Source organism: Rhodococcus sp. B7740 (assembly GCF_000954115.1).
In the GTDB taxonomy this organism is placed as follows: Bacteria; Actinomycetota; Actinomycetes; order Mycobacteriales; family Mycobacteriaceae; genus Rhodococcoides.
In genome coordinates this window covers 1,198,097-1,219,927 of the sequence record NZ_CP010797.1, presented here as the reverse complement: position 1 = coordinate 1,219,927, position 21,831 = coordinate 1,198,097, and the positions used below count along the sequence as shown (strand labels likewise).

Here is a 21,831-nt window from a genome sequence, read left to right as displayed (position 1 = left end):
CTTCGTCCGCCGATAGTCGACGGGCCGCGAGTTGTCCACAGGCCGTGAGTTGTCCACAGGGCAATCTGCCACCTGGGCTTTCGTCACAGCCGGCCGCCACCGCGATGCAACCCTTCGATCATGACGGGTCTGTGTGTCGCGGTCGTGGTCGGCGCCGCCGCGGGGATGACGATGCGCCGCTGCCTGGTCCGATGGAATCCTCGGCTCCTGCCGCTGCTGTCTGCGATCGGGACCGGATGGGTCTGGTGGCGGTTCGGCGGCTCCGAGTACGCGTTCTCGTTGTGCATAACGATGTGGTGGTTCGCCGCCCTCAGCGCCGTCGACCTGCAGCAGCGCCGGTTGCCGAACATCCTGACCGTCCCCGGAGCGATCGTGGTGACGATCGCGCTCGTCGTCACCGGCTCGGCGAGCGCAGTGCTCGGCGGCGCTCTGCTGTTCGCGATTTATCTGGTCGTTCACCTTCTCGCGCCCGCCGCGTTCGGCGCGGGGGACGTCAAACTCGCCTGGTCGGTCGGCTCGATCGCAGGCGTGGGCGGCGGAGAAGGATGGGCGATCGCCGCAGTGGCGGCACCGGTGGTAACTGCCGTGGTGGGGTCGGTCGTCGCGGCGTTCGGGCACGGGCGCGCGCGCATCGCGCACGGCCCGTCCATGTGCGCGGCCACCCTGCTGGCATCCGCGGCGTCCCTGGCGTGAAAAGATGTTCGAGTGCTGCGCTGGATAACTGCCGGAGAATCCCACGGACCCGCTCTCGTCGCCATCCTCGAAGGAATGGTCGCGGGAGTAGAGGTGACCTCGGACGACATTGCCTCTCAACTCGCGCGCCGTCGCCTCGGCTACGGCCGCGGTGCCCGCATGAAGTTCGAGGCCGACAAAGTGACCCTCACCGGCGGTGTTCGACACGGACGCACCATGGGCGGGCCGGTTGCGATAGAGGTCGGCAACACCGAGTGGCCCAAATGGGAGCAGGTGATGTCGGCCGACCCCGTCGACGACGCAGTGCTCGCGGATCTCGCGCGCAACTCTCCGTTGACCCGGCCGCGGCCCGGCCATGCCGACTTCTCCGGAATGCTCAAGTACGGATTCGACGACGCTCGTCCGGTGCTCGAACGCGCCAGCGCTCGTGAGACCGCCGCCCGGGTCGCCATCGGCACCGTCGCCCGTCTGTTCCTGAAGCAGGCGTTCGGCGTCGACGTCGTGTCCCATGTGATCTCGATCGGTGCGTCCGACCCCTACGTCGGACCGCCGCCCGCAGGTGCCGACCTCGACGCGATCGACGCCTCCCCGGTTCGCGCCTTCGACAAGGCCGCCGAGGAGTCGATGATCGCCGAGATCGAAGCCGCGAAGAAGGACGGCGACACTCTCGGCGGTGTCGTCGAGGTCGTCGTGCACGGCCTGCCCGTCGGCCTCGGATCGTTTGTCTCCGGAGAACGCAAACTCGACGCCCGACTGGCCGCAGCGCTGATGGGCATCCAGGCCATCAAAGGGGTCGAGATCGGGGACGGCTTCGAGACCGCACGTCGACGCGGAAGCGTCGCCCACGACGAAATCAAGCCCGGGCCCGACGGTGTCTTGCGCTCGACCAACCGCGCAGGCGGCATCGAGGGCGGTATGACCAACGGTGAGGCACTACGAGTGCGGGCGGCGATGAAGCCCATCTCGACGGTTCCGCGTGCGCTGGCAACGGTCGACATGACGACCGGTGACGAGGCAGTGGCCATTCATCAGCGCTCGGACGTCTGCGCTGTTCCGGCTGCAGGCGTCGTCGCGGAGACCATGGTCGCCCTGGTGGTCGCGCAGGCAGCGTTGGAGAAGTTCGGTGGGGACTCGCTGGCGGAGACGACGAGCAACGTCGACCACTACGTGAAGGGCACCGCCGCCCGACCTCCACGATGACCCCGTACGCGGTCCTCGTCGGACCGCCGGGAGCAGGTAAGTCGACGATCGGTCGACGGCTGGCACAGGCGCTGGACCTGGACCTGTTCGACACCGACGTGGCCATCGAGCGAGACACCGGTCGCACGATCGCCGACATCTTCTCGCACGACGGCGAACCGGCGTTTCGGCAGATCGAGGAGCGGATAGTCGCAGGTGCTCTGGCCTCGCACGACGGGATCGTCTCCCTCGGCGGTGGTGCCGTGCTGTCGCCCGCGACCCGCGCCCTACTGTCCGGGCACACCGTGGTGTACCTGGAGATCAGTGTGGCCGAGGGGCTTCGGCGAACCGGTGCGAACACGGTTCGGCCGCTGCTCGCCGGCCCCGACCCGCGTGCGAAGTACCAGCAACTGATGCGTCATCGGCGACCTCTCTATCGTTCGGTGGCCACGGTGCGAGTGCGCACCGACAGTCGCAGCCCCGCTCGGGTCGTGGGCCAGTTGGTGGCGAAGCTGACGGCGATCGCCCCTGTTCCCGGGCGCGATGCGAACGAGAGAAACCCCCAGTAGATGAAGGTGATTCGATGACAGAGCCCGTGCGCGTCCAGGTCGAGACAGCCAACCCGTACCCGGTGATCATCGGCCGAGGTCTGTTGACGGACCTCGTCGACGAGCTCGCCGGAACGGCCACCGTGGCGATCTTCCACCAACCTCCGCTGGCCGAGACCGCGGAGGCTGTGCGAGCTGCGTTGGCGGACAAGGGAATCGACGCTCACCGCATCGAGATCCCGGATGCCGAGGACGGCAAGGATCTGGCAGTGGCGGGGTTCTGCTGGGAGGTTCTCGGTCGAATCGGTCTCACCCGCAGCGACGCCATCGTCAGTCTGGGCGGCGGCGCGGCAACGGACCTGGCCGGCTTCGTTGCCGCGACCTGGATGCGCGGAGTTCGTATCGTCCACGTGCCGACCACGCTGCTGGCCATGGTCGACGCGGCCGTGGGCGGCAAGACCGGCATCAACACCGATGCGGGCAAGAACCTCGTCGGCTCGTTCCACGAACCGGCCGCCGTGTTGATCGATCTGGCGACGCTCGAGACCGTGCCGAAGAACGAGATCGTCTCGGGCCTGGCCGAGGTGATCAAGACCGGGTTCATCGCGGACCCGAAGATTCTGGACATCATCGAGGCGGATCCTGCCGCAGCGCTGGATCCGACCGGCGACGTGCTGCCGGAGCTGATCAGGCGCTCGGTCGAGGTCAAGGCGAAGGTCGTGGCGGCGGATCTGCGCGAGTCGAACCTGCGCGAGATTCTCAACTACGGGCACACGCTCGCCCACGCGATCGAGCGGCGGGAGCAATACCGTTGGCGCCACGGTGCCGCCGTGTCGGTCGGTCTGGTGTTCGCGGCCGAGCTCGGACGCCTGGCCGGACGCCTGGACGACGCCACGGCCGACCGCCACCGCTCGATTCTCGAATCGGTCGGCTTGCCGGTCACCTACGACGAGCACGCGTTCTCGGATCTGCTCAAGGGTATGCAGACGGACAAGAAGAACCGGGCCGGGCTGTTGCGGTTCGTGGTTCTGGACGGTCTCGCCAAGCCGGGACGGCTCGAGGGGCCGGACCCGGCACTGCTCGTCGCCGCATTCTCCGCGGTCGGTCGTGAGGCTCCGGCCGCAGGTGGGTCGGCCATTCTGTTGTGACCTCGTGAGAGGCGACTCGGGTACGGACGAAGAACGGGCGGTGATCGACGCGAAAGCGCCGATCACCGCCCGTCGGTCGATGTGGGGGAGTCAGGAACCGTCGGCGCTGCCGTGACGACCGCGCTTGTCCAGCCGCGGCTTTCCGTCCGCGTCCACCGCCGAGAACACCTCGGTGTCGGCTTCGCCGTGCTCGGAAGCCCACTGACGTTCGGACCGAGCAGGTTCGGACCGAGCGGGTTCGGACTGCGTCGACCGATTCTCCTGGCCGGCGTTGACCAGCTGGCGGTCGTGCGCGCGTTCGGCGTCCGAGGTGGCCAACTTCTTTTTCGCCTCACGGTTGACGATCTGTCGTCCCGCGAACACCGCGACGCTCGCGGCGATGAAGATGGTGAGAATGGTGAACGCGGCTCCGGACGTCAACTCGAAGACCAGACCGTTCTGACCCAGGCTGAAGTCGACGAAGAAGTCGACGATCCAGCTCAGGAGACCTCCGAGGAGCCCACCGACCACGGCGGCCTTGAGCCAGACCATGGTGAGGTCCTCGCCGTCGTCGGGGTCGGGATGCTTGCGTCGGTCACGGATTCCGTCGATGCCGGCCCACACGATGATGACGAGCAGCACGAGGGCGTAGGCCACCCAGCGCAGTGCCGATCCGCTCAGCGGCCACATCGACACTGCTGCCCCCAGCAGCAGTCGAACGACGACGTTGACCAATCCCATACTTATGCCACGCACTGCCCACCCAGTCATGCGGCACAGCATATCCGCACGTCGAACTTTGTGTGTCGGGGCCCACAAGTTCGATGACCCGGTCGAGTCGAAGGGAGCGTGTGCCACGCCCGGTAATGTCGAATCCATGCCTGCCGATTTCGGTGCCCGTCGTGGTGCCCTACGAGAACTGTTGGCCGCCGACGGACTCGATTCGATGTTGATCACCGATCTTCTCAACGTCCGATACCTGACCGGATTCACCGGCTCGAATGCCGCGTTGCTGGTCTCGGCGGCCGATTCGGCCGGCGACGAGGATCGGACGGTGATCTGCACCGACGGTCGGTACGTCACTCAGGTGGCCGAACAGGTCCCGGATCTGCGCGCCGAGATCGACCGGGCGTCGGCGGTGCATCTGCTTCGATCGTCGGTCGCGGGCAACACCGGTCGCGTGGGCTTCGAGAGCCACGTGGTGACAGTGGATGCACACCGAGCGTGGTCGGAGCTCGACGGTGCCGTGGAGTTGGTGCGCGCACCGGGTGTCGTGGAGTCGTTGCGAGTGGTCAAGGACGAGTTCGAGGTGGGATTGCTCAGGGACGCCTGCCGCGCCGCCGACGACGCGCTGGCCGACCTGATCGGTGGGGGCGGGATCCGTGCAGGCCGGACCGAGCGTGAGGTCGCCCGCGAGCTGGAGTCGTCGATGCTCGATCACGGTGCCGATGCTGTGTCGTTCGAGACCATCGTCGCTGCCGGAGCCAATTCGGCGGTCCCGCATCACCGGCCGACCGATGCGGTGCTGGCCGACGGAGACTTCGTCAAGCTCGACTTCGGTGCACTCGTCGGCGGCTACCACTCGGACATGACTCGCACCTTCGTCATCGGGACTCCCGCGCAGTGGCAGCGCGATCTGTACGAGCTGGTGCAGCGGTCGCAGACAGCCGGTCGAGACGCTCTGGCTCCAGGGGTGACCACCGCCTCGGTCGACGCCGCGTCGCGCTCGGTGATCGAGGATGCGGGGTACGGGGAGTACTTCCTGCACGGGCTCGGCCACGGCGTCGGTCTGGAAATCCACGAAGCGCCGGGAATCGCGAAGACGAGCACCGGTACACTGCTGAGCGGTGCAGCGGTCACCGTCGAGCCGGGTGTCTACTTCTCCGGTCGCGGCGGCGTTCGGATCGAGGACACACTCGTCGTTCGCGACGGGGGTCCGGAACTGCTCACCCTGACAAGCAAGGAACTCACGTCCGTCTAGCGCGCGGGCTGGAGCGAATCCAAGCACGTGACCGACGGCGCGTCACGCGCACAAACGATTGAGGAGACGCGAAGCAAGTGGCTTCCACCAGCGATTTCAAGAACGGACTGGTTCTCAACTTGGAGAACCAGCTGTGGTCGATCATCGAATTCCAGCACGTCAAGCCGGGTAAGGGGCCCGCATTCGTGCGGACCAAGCTCAAGAACGTGCTCTCGGGCAAGGTCGTCGACAAGACGTTCAACGCCGGTGTGAAGGTCGAGACCGCAACGGTCGACCGTCGCGACATGACGTACCTCTACCACGACGGTAGCGACTACGTGTTCATGGACGCCGACACCTACGACCAGCTCTCGATCGGTGAGGCAACCGTCGGTGACGGCGCACGCTTCCTGCTCGAGAACCTGCGCGTGCAGGTCGCCATGCACGAGGGCGTTCCGCTGTACGTCGAGCTTCCCGTCACCGTCGAGCTCGAGGTCAAGCACACCGACCCCGGCCTGCAGGGTGATCGCTCCACCGGTGGCACCAAGCCGGCAACCCTCGAGACCGGAGCCGAGATCTCGGTGCCGCTGTTCATCAACACCGGCGACAAGCTCAAGGTCGACTCGCGTGACGGAAACTACCTCGGGCGTGTGAACTCCTAACGTGTCATCGAAGAAGTCGACCTCCTCCGCCTCGCAGAACGGTGCCCCCGGTGCGAAGAAGCTGGGTGCGCGCCACAAGGCCCGCAAGCGCGCGGTGGACTTTCTGTTCGAGGCGGAGGCGCGCAACGTCGATCCGGTGAACCTCACCACCGAGCGAATCGAACTCGCACGCGGCGACGACACCATCGCTCCCGTCAGCGACTACACCTCGACCCTGGTCGAGGGCGTCGCCGAGAATCTCGATCGCCTCGACGGCGTGATCGCCGATCACCTCAAGGACTGGACGCTCACCCGTCTGCCTGCAGTGGACAGGGCCATCCTGCGCGTCGCGGTGTGGGAGTTGTTCCACGCCACCGATGTTCCACCGGTCGTGGCCGTCGACGAAGCCGTCGAGCTGGCCAAGCAGTTGTCCACCGACGATTCGCCCGGCTTCGTCAACGGCGTACTGGGTCAGATCGTCCTCGTCGCGCCGCAGGTACGCGCCGCGGCCGCGGCGGTCTCGAGCCGTACGCAGACCGACGCGTCCGGTGAGGCATCGGTCGACGCCGAGCAGTGATCGACCGGTCGACGCCCGTGTGACCGAACGCTCTGCGAGCCTGCTGGTCGTGGTTCGCAGAGCGTTGCTAGGCTCTACGCAGTTGTTGTCAGACATCCTTTAACGATCCGTCCAGAGAGGCGGAGAAGGAGGTCGTAGTTTGCCTGCGCCCGAAAGCTCGTCCGCGAACCCCGCCGTTCGCGAATTGCTGTCCTCGGCCGATGTGGGGCGCACCATCTCCCGCATGGCCCACCAGATCATCGAGAAGACGGCCCTCGACGCCGCCGACTCGCCGCGCGTGGTGCTCCTCGGCATTCCCACCCGCGGGACCACGTTGGCGGAACGTCTCGCCGAACGTATCGAGGCATTCTCCGGAGTACGCCCCCCGCTGGGTTCTCTCGACATCACCCTCTACCGCGACGATCTGCGAAACAAGCCGCACCGTCCGCTCGAGCGTACGTCGGTGCCCGCAGGCGGTGTCGACGACGCACTCGTGGTGCTTGTCGACGACGTGCTGTTCTCCGGCCGAACCGTGCGATCTGCGCTCGACGCCCTCCGTGACCTCGGCCGCCCCCGCGCCGTGCAGCTCGCAGTCCTGATCGACCGCGGCCACCGCGAGCTTCCGCTTCGGGCGGACTACGTCGGCAAGAACGTCCCCACAGCGCGCACCGAGGACGTGTCGGTGTTGCTCTCCGAACACGACGGCCGCGACGGGGTCAGCCTGTCCGAGGGAGGATCCGCTCGATGAAGCATCTGCTCTCGGTCGCCGACCTGACGGCCGAATCGGCCACCGAACTCCTCGACGAAGCCGAACGATTCGAGCAGGCGCTCCTCGGCCGCGAAGTCAAGAAACTCCCGACATTGCGCGGACGCACCATCATGACGGTGTTCTTCGAGAACTCGACACGTACCCGCGTCTCGTTCGAGGTCGCAGGCAAGTGGATGAGCGCCGACGTCATCAACGTCAGCGCCAGCAGCTCGTCGGTGTCGAAGGGGGAGTCGCTCCGCGACACCGCGATGACGCTGCGCGCCGCCGGAGCCGATGCACTGATCGTCAGGCACCCGGCATCCGGTGCCGCACACCAGATCGCCCAGTGGACCGCCGATCAAGCCGGTTCAGGCGGCCCCGCGGTGATCAACGCAGGCGACGGCACGCACGAACACCCCACCCAGGCTCTGCTCGACGCCTTGACGGTGCGCCAACGACTCGGCGACATCGCCGGCCGTCGAATCGCGATCGTCGGCGACATCCTGCACAGCCGGGTGGCGCGCTCGAATGCGATCCTGCTGGCCACGCTCGGTGCCGAGGTGGTGCTGATCGCACCACCGACCCTGTTGCCCGTCGGAGTGACCGGCTGGCCGGTGCGGGTCTCGCACGACATCGACGCCGAACTTCCGGGACTGGATGCGGTGCTGATGCTCAGAGTGCAGGCCGAGCGGATGAACGGCGGATTCTTTCCCTCCGCTCGTGAGTACTCGATCACGTACGGGCTCTCGCAGCGCAGGCTCGACCTGCTGCCCGAGCATGCCGTCGTACTGCACCCCGGTCCGATGCTGCGCGGTATGGAGATCGCGTCCTCGGTGGCCGACTCTCCGAAAACTGCAGTCCTGCAACAGGTTACGAATGGAGTTCACGTGCGGATGGCGGTGCTGTTCCGATTGCTGGTCGGTTCGGACGGGGGTGCGTCGTGACCGCACCTGCGACCTCCGTTCTGCTCCGCGGCGTGCTGCTGTACGGCGAGGGCCCCGAGACCGACGTCCTGATCGCCGGTGAGGAGATCGCGGGGATCGGCTCGGACCTCGACGCCGACGGAGCCGAGGTCGTCGACGCCCGCGGCCAGATACTGCTGCCGGGATTCGTCGACATGCACACGCACCTGCGCGAGCCCGGCCGCGAGGACACCGAAACGATCGAATCCGGTTCGGCCGCAGCAGCTCTGGGCGGCTACACCGCGGTGTTCGCGATGGCGAACACCGACCCGGTCGCCGACTCGGTGGTGGTGACCGACCACGTATGGCGTCGGGGGCAGGAAGTCGGTCTCGTCGACGTCCACCCCGTCGGAGCGATCACCGTCGGATTGAAGGGCAAGCAGCTCGCCGAGCTGGCCACGATGGCCGCGGGAATCGGCCGGGTGAAGATGTTCTCCGACGACGGCCACTGCGTCGACGATCCACTGATCATGCGTCGGGCGCTGGAGTACTCGAGTTCCCTCGGTGTGCTCATCGCTCAGCACGCCGAGGAACCCCGGCTCACCGTCGGTGCCGTCGCACACGAGGGCCCGACGGCGGCGCGACTCGGACTGGCCGGTTGGCCGCGTGCGGCCGAGGAATCGATCGTCGCTCGCGACGCCCTGCTGGCTCGTGACGCAGGTGCGCGGGTGCACATCTGTCACGCATCCACTGCAGGCACCGTCGAGTTGATGAAGTGGGCACGCGGACAGGGTATTTCGATCACCGCCGAGGTAACCCCGCATCACCTGCTGCTCGACGATTCGCGGCTAGAGACGTACGACGCGATCAACAAGGTGAACCCGCCACTACGTGAGAAGTCCGACGTCGACGCCCTGCGTAAGGGCTTGGCGGACGGCGTGATCGATTGTGTGGCAACCGATCACGCTCCGCATGCCGAGCAGGACAAGTGCTGCGAGTTCTCGATCGCTCGTCCCGGAATGCTCGGGCTCGAAACCGCACTGTCCATCGTCGTCGACACGATGGTGACCCCGGGACTGCTCGATTGGCGCGGCGTGGCGCGGGTGATGAGCGAGCGTCCCGCCCAGATCGTCGGATTGGCCGATCAGGGACGGCCCATCGAGGTCGGTGAGATCGCCAACCTCACGCTGGTGGACCCGAAAGCGAGCTGGACGGTCTCCGGCAAGAAGCTGGCCAGCGTCGCACACAACACGCCGTTCGAGGACATGAGCTTCTCCTCGAAGGTGACCACGACGGTGCTGCGCGGGCGAATCACCGTCCGCGATGGAGTCGTGGCGAACAGAGCGGGAGAGTAGAGCCGTGGACAGAGTTCTCATCGTCATCGGATTCATCCTGTTCTGGGCACTGATGATCGCGCTGATCTTCTGGGGTTGGCGAGGACGGCAGAAGCGCCAGGAAGAGCGAATCGGTGACTTCCCGGCCGTGCCGGACGATCTGGGAGCAACCCTCGTCGAGCCGAGCACCGGCCTGTACGTCGGCAGCACCATCGCGCCGAGCTGGCAGGACCGCATCGCCGTCGGCGACATCGGCCACCGCGCCACCGGTGAACTGTCCCGACACGAGAAGGGCATCCTGCTCGACCGAGACGGTGAATCTCCCATCTGGATCCCGGCGGAATCGATCCGCGCGATCCGCACCGAACGCGGGTTGGCAGGCAAGGTCATGACCAAGGACGGGCTCCTGGTCATTCGCTGGGAGCTGCCGACGGGGACCGAGATAGACACCGGCTTCCGGGCCGACGACAAGCAGATCTACCCGGTGTGGACAGCGAGTTCCACCGGAGAAACCAAGGAGGAAACCGCGTGAGCAGCGCAGTTCTTGTTCTGGAGGACGGCCGGACATTCCGCGGCACCACATTCGGCGCACAGGGGCGCACCCTCGGCGAGGCCGTGTTCTGCACCGGAATGACCGGGTACCAGGAGACTCTCACCGACCCGAGCTATCACCGACAGATCGTCGTCGCGACCGCGCCGCAGATCGGTAACACCGGCTGGAACCAAGAGGACGGCGAAGCTGCAAGCGCGCAGGATCCCAACAAGATCTGGGTCGCCGGCTACGTCGTCCGAGATCCGGCACGCCGCACCTCGAGTTGGCGCTCCACCGGAACGCTGCAGGACCAGCTCGAGGCGCAGAACGTCGTCGGCATCGCCGGAATCGACACGCGAGCCCTGGTCCGGCACCTGCGCACCCGCGGGTCCATGCGTGCGGGAGTGTTCTCGGGCGACGCCCTCGGCACCTCCGACGAGATGCTCGCGCAGGTGGTCGGTCAGCCGTCGATGCTCGGTGCCGACCTCGCCGGTGAAGTGACCACCGGAGCCGGTTACACCATCGAGCCGACCGGGGATGCTCGATTCACCGTCGTCGCAGTCGATCTCGGTATCAAGACCAACACCCCGCGGATGTTCGCCGAGCGCGGTATCCGCGTGCACGTGGTGCCGTCGAACACCACCATCGAGCAGGTTCTGGAACTGAACCCCGACGGTGTCTTCCTGTCGAACGGACCGGGCGACCCGGCCACGGCCGACACCAGCGTCGCGCTGACCAGGCAAGTGCTCGAGCGTGAGCTGCCGCTGTTCGGTATCTGCTTCGGAAACCAGATCTTCGGGCGCGCACTCGGCCGTGGCACCTACAAGATGAAGTTCGGCCACCGCGGGATGAACATCCCGGTCATCGAGCACACCACCGGCCGCATCGCGATCACCGCGCAGAACCACGGATTCGCACTCGAAGGCGAAGCGGGCGAGGAGTTCGACACCGACTTCGGCCGAGCCCGGATCAGCCACACCTGCGCCAACGACGGCACCGTCGAGGGCGTCGAGCTGATCGGCGGTAGCGCCTTCTCCGTGCAGTACCACCCCGAGGCCGCGGCCGGTCCACACGACGCCGCCTACCTCTTCGACCGTTTCACCAGCGTCCTTCAGGAGAAGAAGTAATGCCACGCCGCACAGACCTGAACCACGTCCTGGTCATCGGATCCGGCCCGATCGTCATCGGTCAGGCCTGCGAGTTCGACTACTCCGGCACCCAGGCCTGCCGAGTGCTGCGCGAGGAAGGACTGCGGGTCAGCCTCGTCAACTCCAACCCCGCGACGATCATGACCGACCCCGAGTTCGCCGACGCCACCTACGTCGAGCCGATCACGGCGGAGTTCATCGAGAAGATCTTCGCCCGCGAAGCCGAGCAGGGTCACCCCATTCAGGCCGTGCTCGCCACCCTGGGTGGACAGACAGCACTCAATGCCGCTGTTGCGCTGCACGATCAAGGCATTCTCACCAAGTACGGCGTCGAGCTGATCGGTGCCGACTTCGACGCCATCCAGCGCGGCGAGGATCGGCAGAAGTTCAAGGACATCGTGGCCAAGGTCGGTGGCGAGTCCGCCAAGTCGGCCGTCTGCTACACGATGGACGAGGTCCGCGAGACCGTCGCCGAGCTCGGCTTCCCGGTGGTCGTACGGCCGTCGTTCACCATGGGCGGTCTCGGTTCGGGGTTGGCCTACAACGACGAGGACCTGACCCGGATCGCCGGCGGCGGGCTGGCGGCCTCGCCCACGGCGAACGTCCTCATCGAGGAGTCCATCCTCGGCTGGAAGGAATACGAGCTCGAGCTGATGCGCGACGGCCGCGACAACGTGGTCATCGTGTGTTCCATCGAGAACGTGGACCCCGTCGGCGTGCACACCGGCGATTCGGTGACGGTCGCCCCGGCCATGACGCTGACCGACCGCGAGTACCAGAAGATGCGCGATCTCTCCATCGACATCCTGCGTGAGGTGGGCGTCGACACCGGCGGCTGCAACATCCAGTTCGCGATGGATCCGGCGGACGGGCGCCTCGTCGTCATCGAGATGAACCCGCGCGTGTCTCGCTCGTCGGCGCTGGCGTCCAAGGCAACCGGTTACCCGATCGCGAAGATGGCCGCCAAGCTGGCCATCGGTTACACCCTCGACGAGATCGTCAACGACATCACCCGCGAGACCCCGGCGTGCTTCGAGCCGACCCTGGACTACGTGGTCGTCAAGGCTCCGCGGTTCGCGTTCGAGAAGTTCCCCGGTGCCGACGGCACGCTGACGACGACGATGAAGTCCGTCGGTGAGGCGATGTCCATCGGCCGCAACTTCACCGAGGCATTCGGCAAGGTGATGCGCTCGCTCGAAACCAAGCGCGCGGGCTACTGGACCGGCCCCGAGGTCGAGGCAGAGAGCCTGGAGGCGTTGCTCGAGGATCTGTCCGTTCCTCAGGACGGTCGGATGTACGGGATCGAGAAGGCCTTCGCGATGGGTGCCACCCTCGAGCAGCTGTTCGAGGCGACCAAGATCGACCCGTGGTTCCTCGACCAGTTCCAGCAGATCCACGAACTCGGCGTTCAGGTTCGCGAGGCGGCCGAATTCGACGAGGCGCTGCTGCGCCAGGCGAAGTATCACGGTCTGTCCGACCGCCAGATCGCGGCTCTGCGCCCCGAACTCAACGGTGAGGACGGTGTGCGGGCGCTCCGTACCGAGCTCGGTGTGCATCCGGTCTACAAGACGGTCGACACCTGCGCCGCCGAGTTCGAGGCCAAGACGCCGTACCACTACGGCACCTACGAGCTCGACCCCGAAGCCGAATCCGAGGTCGCCCCGCAGCCGGACCGCCCCAAGGTGCTCATCCTCGGGTCGGGTCCCAACCGCATCGGCCAGGGCATCGAATTCGACTACAGCTGTGTGCACGCGGCGCAGACCCTGTCCGAGGCCGGTTACGAGACGGTGATGGTCAACTGCAACCCCGAAACCGTCTCCACCGACTACGACACCGCGGACCGCCTGTACTTCGAGCCACTGACCTTCGAGGACGTCCTCGAGGTGTACCGGGCCGAGGCGGCGTCGGGCACGGTGCGGGGCGTCATCGTCCAGCTCGGCGGGCAGACCCCGCTCGGGCTCGCCAAGCGGCTGAAGACCGCAGGCGTCCCGATCGTCGGCACGTCGCCCGAGGCCATCGACCTCGCCGAGGATCGTGGCGAATTCGGCAAGGTGCTCGATGCAGCCGGACTGCCGGCAGCGAAGTACGGCACCGCGACGACGTTCGACGGAGCCCGTGAGATCGCCGCAGGAATCGGCTACCCGGTACTGGTGCGTCCGTCCTACGTTCTCGGCGGACGCGGCATGGAGATCGTGTACGACGAGGCCTCGCTCGCGACGTACATCTCCAACGCGACGGAGATCTCGGACGACCGGCCGGTGCTGGTCGACCGGTTCCTCGAAGACGCGGTCGAAATCGACGTCGACGCACTGTGCGACGGCACCGAGGTCTACATCGGCGGCATCATGGAGCACATCGAGGAGGCCGGTATCCACTCCGGCGACTCGGCGTGCGCGTTGCCGCCGATCACACTCGGCAAGACCGACATCGAGAACGTCCGGCGGTCCACCGAGGCTCTCGCGAAGGGCATCGGCGTGCGCGGCCTGCTCAACGTGCAGTACGCACTCAAGGACGACATCCTGTACGTTCTCGAGGCCAACCCGCGTGCGAGCCGCACGGTTCCGTTCGTCTCCAAGGCGACTGCGGTACAGCTCGCGAAGGCCTGCGCCCGAGTGATGCTGGGGGAGACCATCGCCGAGCTGCGGACCGCAGGCATCCTGCCCGAGACCGGAGACGGTGGCACCGTCCCGGCCGGTGCCCCGATCGCGGTGAAGGAAGCGGTGTTGCCGTTCAACCGGTTCCGTCGTGCGGACGGAACCGGAGTGGACACTCTGCTCAGCCCGGAGATGAAGTCCACCGGTGAGGTGATGGGAATCGACTTCGATTTCGGTACCGCGTTCGCCAAGAGTCAGACCGCCGCCTACGGCTCGTTGCCTGCGGGCGGCGCGGTGTTCGTGTCGGTGGCCAACAAGGACAAGCGATCACTGATCTTCCCGGTGAAGCGACTCGCGGATCTGGGCTTCACGATTCTGGCGACCGAAGGCACTGCAGATGTGTTGCGGCGCAACGGAATCAAGTGTGAGCAGGTGTACAAGCAGTCCGGCGAGGACGTGCCAGAGGGGGAGCGGACCATCGTCGACCGGATACTCGCAGGTGACATCGCCATGGTGATCAACACCCCGTACGGCAACTCGGGCCCCCGCGTCGACGGGTACGAGATCCGTAGCGCCGCGGTGGCGCAGAACATTCCGTGCATCACCACGGTGCAGGGCGCGTCGGCAGCCGTGCAGGGCATCGAAGCCGGTATCGCCGGCGGAATCGGTGTTCGCTCGTTGCAGGATCTGCATGCGGGTCTGAAGCAGGGGCTGGGAGTGGAGTGAGCCATCATCGCAGTTGGTCGGATCGGTTGCGCGCCGCGGTCGCGGCGCGCGGTCGACTGTGTGTCGGTATCGATCCGCATCCGGCTCTGCTCGAGGCATGGGACCTACCACGCTCGGCGGACGGTCTCGAGGTGTTCGCCGAGCTGTGTGTCGAAGCGTTCGTCGGTGAGGTGGCGATCGTCAAGCCTCAGGTGGCGTTCTTCGAGGCCTACGGATCGGCCGGGTACGCGGTGCTCGAACGCACTGTCAGTGTGCTCAGGGACGCGGGCACCCTGGTGATCGCCGATGCGAAGCGCGGCGACATCGGCACCACGATGGATGCGTACGCGCAGGCCTGGCTCGAACCCGATTCGCCGTTGTCCTCCGATGCCGTCACGGTCTCGCCGTACCTGGGCTTCGATTCGCTGGGGGAGACCGTCGCTCGAGCGGTGCGACACCGGCGCGGGCTGTTCGTGCTGGCCCGCACCTCGAATGCGGAGGGCTCGGCCCTGCAGCAGGCCGCGACGTCGAACGGTGGGTCGGTGGCTCAGTCGATCGTCGACGCCGCAGCCGCGCGCAATCGCGTCGATGCCGACACGGTGGGGATAGTCGTCGGTGCCACTCGTGATCACGGTCTCGACCTGTCGAACTACACCGGTCCGATTCTCGCGCCTGGTCTGGGAGCGCAGGGAGCAACCGTTGCCGATCTCGCGGAGATCTTCCGCGATTCGCGTGAGCTGTTGCTGCCCAACTCCTCTCGCGGTGTCCTGGCCGCTGGCCCGTCGGTGACGGCCTTGCGCGACGCGGCGACACGATTGCGCGACGAGATCGAAGCCGGTCTCGCATAGTCGATGCTGCGGCGCATCGGCGCTCGGGGGCGAGTTAGCGGTTCACGCGGGTCGTCGGTACGGTCGCTAACGCTGCCGACGAACAGTGCGGATCGCCAGTGCGCAGCGCTGATGACCGCGACCGGTGGCAGTGGAAGACCGATGGTCGACGTGCCGACAGCGATCGTGTGCGTCGTATCGCCCAGAAACGAGAAGACGGAGGAACCGACAGTGGCCCTTCCCCAGTTGACCCCCGAGCAGCGCGCTGCTGCCCTCGAGAAGGCTGCGATCGCCAGGAAAGCGCGCGCCGAACTCAAGGAGCGCCTCAAGCGCGGCGGCACCGACCTCAAGCAGGTGCTCGAAGACGCCGAGACGGACGAGATCCTCGGAAAGATGAAGGTCTCCGCGCTGCTCGAGGCACTGCCGAAGGTGGGCAAGGTCAAGGCCGCGGAGTTGATGACGGAATTGGAGATCGCGCCAACCCGTCGACTGCGCGGTCTCGGTGATCGGCAGCGCAAGGCGCTGTTGACGAAGTTCGATTTCGAGGCCTGACGACGGTGAGTGACACTGCGGCGACATCGGTCCCGGAGAACGAGCGCGGCCGGTTGGTGGTGCTGTCCGGCCCCTCCGGCGTCGGCAAGTCCAGTGTCGTTCGGCTCGTGCGTGCGGCGCTGCCCGAGCTGGTCTTCAGCGTGTCGGTCACGACGCGATCGCCGCGGCCGGGCGAGGTGGACGGGCAGGATTACCACTTCGTCTCCGCCGGCGAGTTCGATCGAATGATCGCCGATGACGAGCTGCTCGAGTGGGCGAGCATTCACGGTGGTCTGCAGCGGTCGGGAACTCCGGCCGCACCCGTCGAGGCCGCGCTGGAGGCGGGCAGCCCGGTGCTGCTCGAGCTCGATCTGGCCGGTGCGCGTGCCGTGCGGGTGTCCAAGCCCGAGGCCTTGTTGGTGTTCATGGCGCCACCGACATGGGACGACTTGGTCGCCCGTCTGGTCGGGCGCGCGACCGAGGAGAGCGCGGCCACCGAGCGGAGGTTGGAGACCGCACGGGTGGAATTGGCCGCACAGGACGAGTTCGACACCGTGGTTGTCAATACCGATGTCGACCATTCGTGCGAACAGTTGGTATCCTTGTTGGTCGGTAGGTCGTCGGTCGGCAACAGCTGACCAGTTTCACGGCGCACGAGGCCCCGACCAGCTAGTTCGTAGCACCAACGATGCAATTTCAGGAGATCATCAGTGAGCAGCATTTCAGCGGCCGTTTCCGACTTCGACGGACGCAGCGCTCTGCCGGCCTACGACACGCCGCTCGGCATCACCAATCCACCCATCGACGAGCTGCTCGCCCGCACCTCGTCCAAGTACGCCCTCGTGATCTACGCAGCCAAGCGTGCACGTCAGATCAACGACTACTACAACCAGCTCGGTGACGGCATCCTCGAATACGTCGGACCTCTCGTCGAGCCGGGTCTGCAGGAGAAGCCGCTGTCGATCGCTCTCCGCGAGATCCACGCGGATCTGCTCGAGCACACCGAAGGCGAATAAGAACCTCACAGAGGACATCTGACTTGCGCGTTGTCGTCGGAGTCGGCGGAGGTATCGCCGCCTACAAGAGTTGTTCGCTCATTCGCAGCTTCACCGAGAGTGGGCACGAGGTACGGGTGATCCCGACCGCGTCCGCTCTGGAGTTCGTCGGGCGTGCGACGTTCGAGGCGCTGTCCGGCCAACCGGTGCACACCGGAGTCTTCGTGGACGTGCCTGAGGTCCCGCACGTGCGCCTGGGTCAGGAGGCGGACCTCGTCGTCGTGGCCCCCGCCACCGCAGATCTGATGGCGCGCATCGCCGGGGGACGCGCCGACGATCTTCTGACGGCCACCCTGCTCACCGCGCGGTGCCCGGTGGTCCTGGCTCCCGCGATGCACACGGAGATGTGGGAGCACCCTGCCACGGTCGCCAACGTCGCGACGCTTCGTTCGCGCGGTACACACGTGATCGAACCTGCGTCGGGTCGTCTGACCGGACGTGACACCGGGTCGGGTCGGCTGCCGGAGCCGGACGAGATCTTCGCACTGTCGATGCTCGTGACCGAGCGAGCGGATGCCCTTCCTCGTGACCTCGAAGGACGGCATGTTCTGGTGTCTGCCGGCGGCACTCGTGAGCCTCTCGATCCGGTCCGTTTTCTGGGCAATCGAAGCTCGGGCAAGCAGGGATATGCACTGGCCCGCGTGGCAGCGCAACGCGGAGCCCAGGTGACGTTGGTCGCCGGGTACACCAGCGACCTCGACGATCCGGCCGCGGTCGACGTGGTGCACGTCAAGACGGCCTCGGACATGCAGGATGCGGTTCGTAAACTCGCCGTCGGTGTCGATGCAGTGGTGATGGCGGCCGCGGTCGCCGACTTCCGCCCGGAGTCCATCGCGGGCAGCAAGATCAAGAAGGGGGCGAACGAGCCGTCGTCGATCCCGTTGGTCCGCAACGACGACATACTCGCAGGCCTCGTCTCGGCTCGCCGCGACGGTGAGCTCGAATCGTCCACTGTCATCGTCGGATTCGCGGCGGAGACCGGTGACGCGGACGGAGACGTACTGACGTACGCGCGGGCCAAGCTCGAACGCAAGGGCTGCGACCTGCTCGTGGTCAACGCTGTCGGTGACGGTAAGGCCTTCGAGGTCGACCACAACGACGGATGGTTGCTCGGTTCCGACGGTTCCGAGGATGCGCTCGGCGAGGGCTCCAAAGCGCTTCTCGCGAGCCGCGTACTGGATTCTGTGGCGCAGATGCTCGACGCACGTAGTCCCCGAACGAGGTCGACACAGTGACGACGGTGAGGGTGCACGAGCGATGTCGCACCGGCTACCGTGCTGAGCACCACGTGTGAGGCCGTAGAGGTTTGCCTGGCTCCGGCAGGGGCGATAACACCGAGGGAACGTCAAATTTTCATGGAGTGCCCGACCGGCGCGCGGCGTCGGGTCGGACAGGAACATGCGTCGAGAGGAAGTCCGTGAGCAAGTCCGGTAGTCGGCTTTTCACCAGCGAGTCCGTCACAGAGGGTCATCCCGACAAGATCTGCGACGCCATCAGCGATTCGATTCTCGATGCTCTGTTGACGGAGGATCCGCGTGCTCGGGTGGCCGTGGAGACCCTCGTCACCACTGGCCAGGTCCACGTTGCGGGTGAGGTCAACACCACCGCGTACGCCGACATCCCCAAGATCGTGCGCGAGAAGGTGCTCGAGATCGGGTACGACTCGTCGGCCAAGGGATTCGACGGGAATTCGTGCGGTGTGAACGTCGCGATCGGCGCGCAGTCTCCCGAGATCGCGCAGGGCGTCGATCATTCGCACGAGGCCCGAGTCGAAGGACTGTCCGACGACGAGATCGACCGTCAGGGCGCGGGGGATCAGGGGTTGATGTTCGGCTACGCCAACACCGACACTCCCGAATTGATGCCGTTGCCGATCGCGTTGGCGCACCGTCTTTCTCGGCGGCTGACCGAGGTTCGCAAGAGTGGAGTTCTGCCCTACCTGCGTCCGGACGGCAAGACACAGGTGACGATCGAATACGACGGTGACAACGCCGTTCGCCTCGACACCGTGGTGATCTCGACTCAGCACGCGGCCGACATCGATCTCGACAACCTGCTCACCCCCGATATCAGGGAGAAGGTACTGGGGTCGGTACTCGCCGAGTTGGACGTGCCGACGTTGGACACGTCCGATGTGCGTCTGTTGGTCAATCCCACCGGAAAGTTCGTGCTCGGTGGTCCGATGGGTGACGCCGGGCTGACCGGTCGCAAGATCATCGTCGACACCTACGGCGGCATGGCACGGCACGGCGGCGGCGCATTCTCCGGCAAGGACCCGTCCAAGGTCGACCGCAGCGCTGCATACGCGATGCGTTGGGTCGCGAAGAACGCGGTCGCGGCTGGGCTCGCCGATCGCATCGAGGTCCAGGTGGCGTACGCCATCGGCAAAGCCGCGCCGGTCGGGTTGTTCGTGGAGACGTTCGGCACCGAGAAGACCGATCCCGCGCGCATTCAGGCGGCGATCAGCGAGGTGTTCGACTTGCGCCCCGGTGCCATCATCCGCGATCTGGATCTGCTGCGACCGATCTACGCGCCCACTGCGGCGTACGGACACTTCGGCCGCACCGACATCGATCTCCCGTGGGAGTCCACCGATCGCGCAGGCAAGCTCCGCGAGGCTGCCGGACTCTGAGTTCGGCGTCGACCGTTCTGCACGTACCCTGCTCGCACCGGCTCGGTGCTCCGTCATCGAGTGTGGGGTGAGAATCGAGGAGGAGGTGCGGTGGCGGGCGTAGCGCGGGTGGCGGCGTCGGATCTCCCGATCGCGCGCATTCTCCCGATGTTGCCGCTGCCGCATCTCGACCGAGAGTTCGACTACCTCGTACCCGAGGAGATGAGCACCGATGCTCGGCCCGGTGTGCGAGTTCGGATTCGGTTCGCGGGCCGACTGGTCGACGGTTTCGTGCTGGCCAGACTGGCCGAGACCGAGCACTCCGGCAAGCTCGGCTGGCTCGATCGGGTGGTGTCGGCAGAGCAAGTTCTGACTCCCGAGATCGCGGAACTGGCCGAGGCGGTGGCCGATCGGTACGCCGGGACCAGAGCGGACGTACTGCGTCTGGCGATCCCGGCTCGCCACGCCCGAGTCGAGGCGGAACCGACACCCGTCGTCGAGCCCCCGGTCGAGCCTGCCGTCGACAGGTCGGCATGGTCGGCCTACACCCACGGCTCGAACTTCCTCGACGCGTTGGCATCGGGACGCGTACCCCGCGCGGTGTGGCAGGCATTGCCCGGTGAGCGGTGGCCGGTGCGGCTGGCGGAGGCCGCTGCCGTGACCGTCGCCGCCGGTCGATCCGCCGTGGTGGTGGTACCCGATCAGCGCGATCTCGATCGACTGGAAACGGCCTGCACGGCTCTGCTCGGAGCCGACCGGGTGGTGGCGTTGTCGGCCGGACTGGGTCCGGCGAAGCGGTATCGGCAATGGTTGCGCGGTCTGCGATCGGGCCCGGTCGTTGTGGTGGGGACGCGTAGCGCCGTGTTCGCTCCGGTGTCCACTCTGGGCATGATCGCCGTCTGGGACGACGGTGACGACAGCTTCGCCGAGCCCCGTTCGCCCTATCCGCACGCCAGAGAAGTCGCGTTGCTCCGAGCGCACGTATCCGGGGCGGCGGTGGTGATCGGCGGACATTCGCGGACGGCGGAGGCGGAAGCTCTCGTCGATTCCGGTTGGGCACACGATCTGGTGGCTCCTCGTGAGCTGGTCCGTGAGCGTCAACCCCATGTGGTGGCCTTGGCGGACTCGGACCATGCGCTCGCGCGGGACCCGGCAGCCCGTGTCGCCCGGCTTCCCGCCATCGCGTTCGAGGCGGCGCGAGCCGCACTGAAAGCCGATTCGCCTGTGCTGGTTCAGGTTCCGCGCGGCGGATACGTGCCGTCACTGGCGTGTGCGAAGTGTCGGCACCCGGCTCGGTGTCGCCGGTGCAACGGGCCGTTGGCCCTGCCGTCGGCCCCTGGAAGCGACGGAGCCGGCAGTCCGACCTGCTCGTGGTGTGGAATCGCCGACACCGCGCATCGTTGCACCGTATGCGGATCACGCAACCTGCGGGCGGTCGTGATCGGAGCGGGCCGCACCGCCGAGGAACTCGGACGGGCATTTCCCGGTGTACCGATACACAACTCGGGAGGCGCCGCCGTGCTCGACTCCGTCCGACCCGGTGCCGGTCTGGTCGTGTCGACCGTCGGTGCCGAGCCGACGGTCGACGGTGGGTACGGCGCAGCTCTTCTGCTGGACGGCTGGGCCCTGCTCGGCCGGGCAGACCTGCGCGCGGCAGAGGAGACACTGCGTCGGTGGATGACGGCCGCCGCGTTGGTCCGGCCCGGCTCTGCGGGAGGTCGCGTCGTCGTCGTCGCCGAGTCCGAGATACCGACGGTGCAGGCGCTGGTTCGCTGGGATCCTCTGTGGCACGCCAGAATTCAGTTGGACGAACGAGTGGAGGTACGGTTCCCGCCCGCCGTACACGTCGCGGCGATCGACGGAACCACCGATGCGATCACGGCGCTGGTGGAGGGTGCAGATCTGCCCGAGGCAGTGGAGATACTCGGACCGGTCGATCTGCCGGACGGCCAACGCGCACCCGCGGGCGGCGGTGAGGACGTGCTTCCCGGTGATGTGCAGCGGCTGTTGATACGCGTGCCGCGCAGCACCGGGGCGGCCTTGGCGCGGGCGCTGGCCGCCGCTCAGGCATCTCGTAGCGCCAAGAAGCTCGGCGGCGGAGTGCGGGTTCAGATAGACCCGATTCGAATCGGCTGACACT

At 66.6% G+C, this 21,831-nt stretch carries 21 protein-coding genes; 20 read left to right on the top strand and 1 reads right to left on the bottom strand.

Annotation, left to right across the window (positions count from 1 at the left end):
- Positions 1 to 120: 120 nt before the first annotated feature.
- Genes NY08_RS05525 through aroB form a run of 4 tightly spaced genes read left to right on the top strand, consistent with a single transcriptional unit; the run spans position 121 to position 3,568 of the window.
- Positions 121 to 693 (top strand): prepilin peptidase, encoded by a 573-nt coding sequence (locus NY08_RS05525; protein WP_045195316.1) that lies wholly within the window; start codon positions 121 to 123, stop codon positions 691 to 693.
- A gap of 12 nt (positions 694 to 705) precedes the next feature.
- Positions 706 to 1,893, top strand: a complete 1,188-nt coding sequence (gene aroC / locus NY08_RS05520; RefSeq protein ID WP_032397981.1) for a chorismate synthase — start codon at positions 706 to 708, stop codon at positions 1,891 to 1,893.
- Complete coding sequence (locus NY08_RS05515) at positions 1,890 to 2,441, top strand: shikimate kinase (protein ID WP_032397982.1); 552 nt, start codon at positions 1,890 to 1,892, stop codon at positions 2,439 to 2,441. The genes aroC and NY08_RS05515 overlap by 4 nt, the downstream gene beginning before the upstream one ends.
- A gap of 14 nt (positions 2,442 to 2,455) precedes the next feature.
- Complete coding sequence (gene aroB, locus NY08_RS05510; RefSeq protein ID WP_032397983.1) at positions 2,456 to 3,568, top strand: 3-dehydroquinate synthase; 1,113 nt, start codon at positions 2,456 to 2,458, stop codon at positions 3,566 to 3,568.
- A 90-nt stretch (positions 3,569 to 3,658) separates the two neighbouring features.
- Here aroB and NY08_RS05505 read toward each other — a convergent pair whose 3' ends face one another.
- On the bottom strand, positions 3,659 to 4,318 hold the full coding sequence (locus NY08_RS05505) for a B-4DMT family transporter (protein ID WP_045195314.1): 660 nt from the start codon (positions 4,316 to 4,318) through the stop codon (positions 3,659 to 3,661).
- A 106-nt stretch (positions 4,319 to 4,424) separates the two neighbouring features.
- Here NY08_RS05505 and NY08_RS05500 point away from each other — a divergent pair, with 106 nt between their 5' ends.
- From NY08_RS05500 to NY08_RS05425, 16 genes are all read left to right on the top strand, one after another.
- Entirely contained in the window at positions 4,425 to 5,528 is a 1,104-nt protein-coding gene (locus NY08_RS05500) for a M24 family metallopeptidase (protein WP_045199771.1), read from the top strand.
- A 77-nt stretch (positions 5,529 to 5,605) separates the two neighbouring features.
- On the top strand, positions 5,606 to 6,169 hold the full coding sequence (gene efp, locus NY08_RS05495) for an elongation factor P (RefSeq protein WP_027496978.1): 564 nt from the start codon (positions 5,606 to 5,608) through the stop codon (positions 6,167 to 6,169).
- 1 nt (position 6,170) lies between these two features.
- Entirely contained in the window at positions 6,171 to 6,725 is a 555-nt protein-coding gene (nusB, locus tag NY08_RS05490) for a transcription antitermination factor NusB (RefSeq protein WP_045195309.1), read from the top strand.
- 139 nt (positions 6,726 to 6,864) lie between these two features.
- A complete protein-coding gene (pyrR, locus tag NY08_RS05485; RefSeq protein ID WP_032397985.1) occupies positions 6,865 to 7,452 on the top strand; it encodes a bifunctional pyr operon transcriptional regulator/uracil phosphoribosyltransferase PyrR in 588 nt (195 codons plus the stop codon).
- Positions 7,449 to 8,396 carry an aspartate carbamoyltransferase catalytic subunit gene (locus NY08_RS05480; RefSeq protein ID WP_045195304.1) on the top strand — a complete coding sequence of 316 codons (948 nt, stop codon included), beginning with the start codon at positions 7,449 to 7,451 and terminating at the stop codon, positions 8,394 to 8,396. Before pyrR ends, NY08_RS05480 begins: the two co-directional genes overlap by 4 nt.
- A complete protein-coding gene (locus NY08_RS05475) occupies positions 8,393 to 9,709 on the top strand; it encodes a dihydroorotase (RefSeq protein ID WP_045195302.1) in 1,317 nt (438 codons plus the stop codon). The genes NY08_RS05480 and NY08_RS05475 overlap by 4 nt, the downstream gene beginning before the upstream one ends.
- Before the next feature lie 4 nt (positions 9,710 to 9,713).
- The gene (locus tag NY08_RS05470) at positions 9,714 to 10,220 is read left to right on the top strand and encodes a PH-like domain-containing protein (RefSeq protein WP_045195300.1); all 507 of its coding nucleotides are present in this window, start codon (positions 9,714 to 9,716) and stop codon (positions 10,218 to 10,220) included.
- A complete protein-coding gene (gene carA / locus NY08_RS05465) occupies positions 10,217 to 11,347 on the top strand; it encodes a glutamine-hydrolyzing carbamoyl-phosphate synthase small subunit (protein ID WP_032397989.1) in 1,131 nt (376 codons plus the stop codon). The genes NY08_RS05470 and carA overlap by 4 nt, the downstream gene beginning before the upstream one ends.
- A complete protein-coding gene (gene carB / locus NY08_RS05460) occupies positions 11,347 to 14,688 on the top strand; it encodes a carbamoyl-phosphate synthase large subunit (protein ID WP_045195298.1) in 3,342 nt (1,113 codons plus the stop codon). The genes carA and carB overlap by 1 nt, the downstream gene beginning before the upstream one ends.
- Complete coding sequence (gene pyrF, locus NY08_RS05455; protein ID WP_200893170.1) at positions 14,685 to 15,515, top strand: orotidine-5'-phosphate decarboxylase; 831 nt, start codon at positions 14,685 to 14,687, stop codon at positions 15,513 to 15,515. Before carB ends, pyrF begins: the two co-directional genes overlap by 4 nt.
- Before the next feature lie 210 nt (positions 15,516 to 15,725).
- On the top strand, positions 15,726 to 16,046 hold the full coding sequence (mihF, locus tag NY08_RS05450; protein WP_045199768.1) for an integration host factor, actinobacterial type: 321 nt from the start codon (positions 15,726 to 15,728) through the stop codon (positions 16,044 to 16,046).
- A 5-nt stretch (positions 16,047 to 16,051) separates the two neighbouring features.
- A complete protein-coding gene (gene gmk / locus NY08_RS05445) occupies positions 16,052 to 16,663 on the top strand; it encodes a guanylate kinase (protein WP_032397992.1) in 612 nt (203 codons plus the stop codon).
- Between the two features lie 72 nt (positions 16,664 to 16,735).
- Positions 16,736 to 17,041: a DNA-directed RNA polymerase subunit omega gene (gene rpoZ, locus NY08_RS05440; RefSeq protein WP_032377808.1), complete on the top strand. Its 306-nt coding sequence runs from the start codon at positions 16,736 to 16,738 to the stop codon at positions 17,039 to 17,041.
- A 23-nt stretch (positions 17,042 to 17,064) separates the two neighbouring features.
- The gene (gene coaBC, locus NY08_RS05435; protein WP_144407315.1) at positions 17,065 to 18,315 is read left to right on the top strand and encodes a bifunctional phosphopantothenoylcysteine decarboxylase/phosphopantothenate--cysteine ligase CoaBC; all 1,251 of its coding nucleotides are present in this window, start codon (positions 17,065 to 17,067) and stop codon (positions 18,313 to 18,315) included.
- Positions 18,316 to 18,497: 182 nt separating this feature from the next.
- Complete coding sequence (metK, locus tag NY08_RS05430) at positions 18,498 to 19,712, top strand: methionine adenosyltransferase (RefSeq protein WP_032397994.1); 1,215 nt, start codon at positions 18,498 to 18,500, stop codon at positions 19,710 to 19,712.
- 147 nt (positions 19,713 to 19,859) lie between these two features.
- Entirely contained in the window at positions 19,860 to 21,827 is a 1,968-nt protein-coding gene (locus tag NY08_RS05425) for a primosomal protein N' (RefSeq protein ID WP_200893202.1), read from the top strand.
- Positions 21,828 to 21,831: the final 4 nt, after the last annotated feature.

Bases quoted from the DNA above. Each gene is read 5' to 3' on its own strand.
- carB (WP_045195298.1), top strand. From the start codon at position 11,347: ATGCCACGCCGCACAGACCTGAACCACGTCCTGGTCATCGGATCCGGC.
- NY08_RS05525 (WP_045195316.1), top strand. From the start codon at position 121: ATGACGGGTCTGTGTGTCGCGGTCGTGGTCGGCGCCGCCGCGGGGATG.
- NY08_RS05500 (WP_045199771.1), top strand. From the start codon at position 4,425: ATGCCTGCCGATTTCGGTGCCCGTCGTGGTGCCCTACGAGAACTGTTG.
- NY08_RS05505 (WP_045195314.1), bottom strand. From the start codon at position 4,318: ATGACTGGGTGGGCAGTGCGTGGCATAAGTATGGGATTGGTCAACGTC.
- NY08_RS05480 (WP_045195304.1), top strand. From the start codon at position 7,449: ATGAAGCATCTGCTCTCGGTCGCCGACCTGACGGCCGAATCGGCCACC.
- aroB (WP_032397983.1), top strand. From the start codon at position 2,456: ATGACAGAGCCCGTGCGCGTCCAGGTCGAGACAGCCAACCCGTACCCG.
- NY08_RS05515 (WP_032397982.1), top strand. From the start codon at position 1,890: ATGACCCCGTACGCGGTCCTCGTCGGACCGCCGGGAGCAGGTAAGTCG.
- NY08_RS05425 (WP_200893202.1), top strand. From the start codon at position 19,860: ATGTTGCCGCTGCCGCATCTCGACCGAGAGTTCGACTACCTCGTACCC.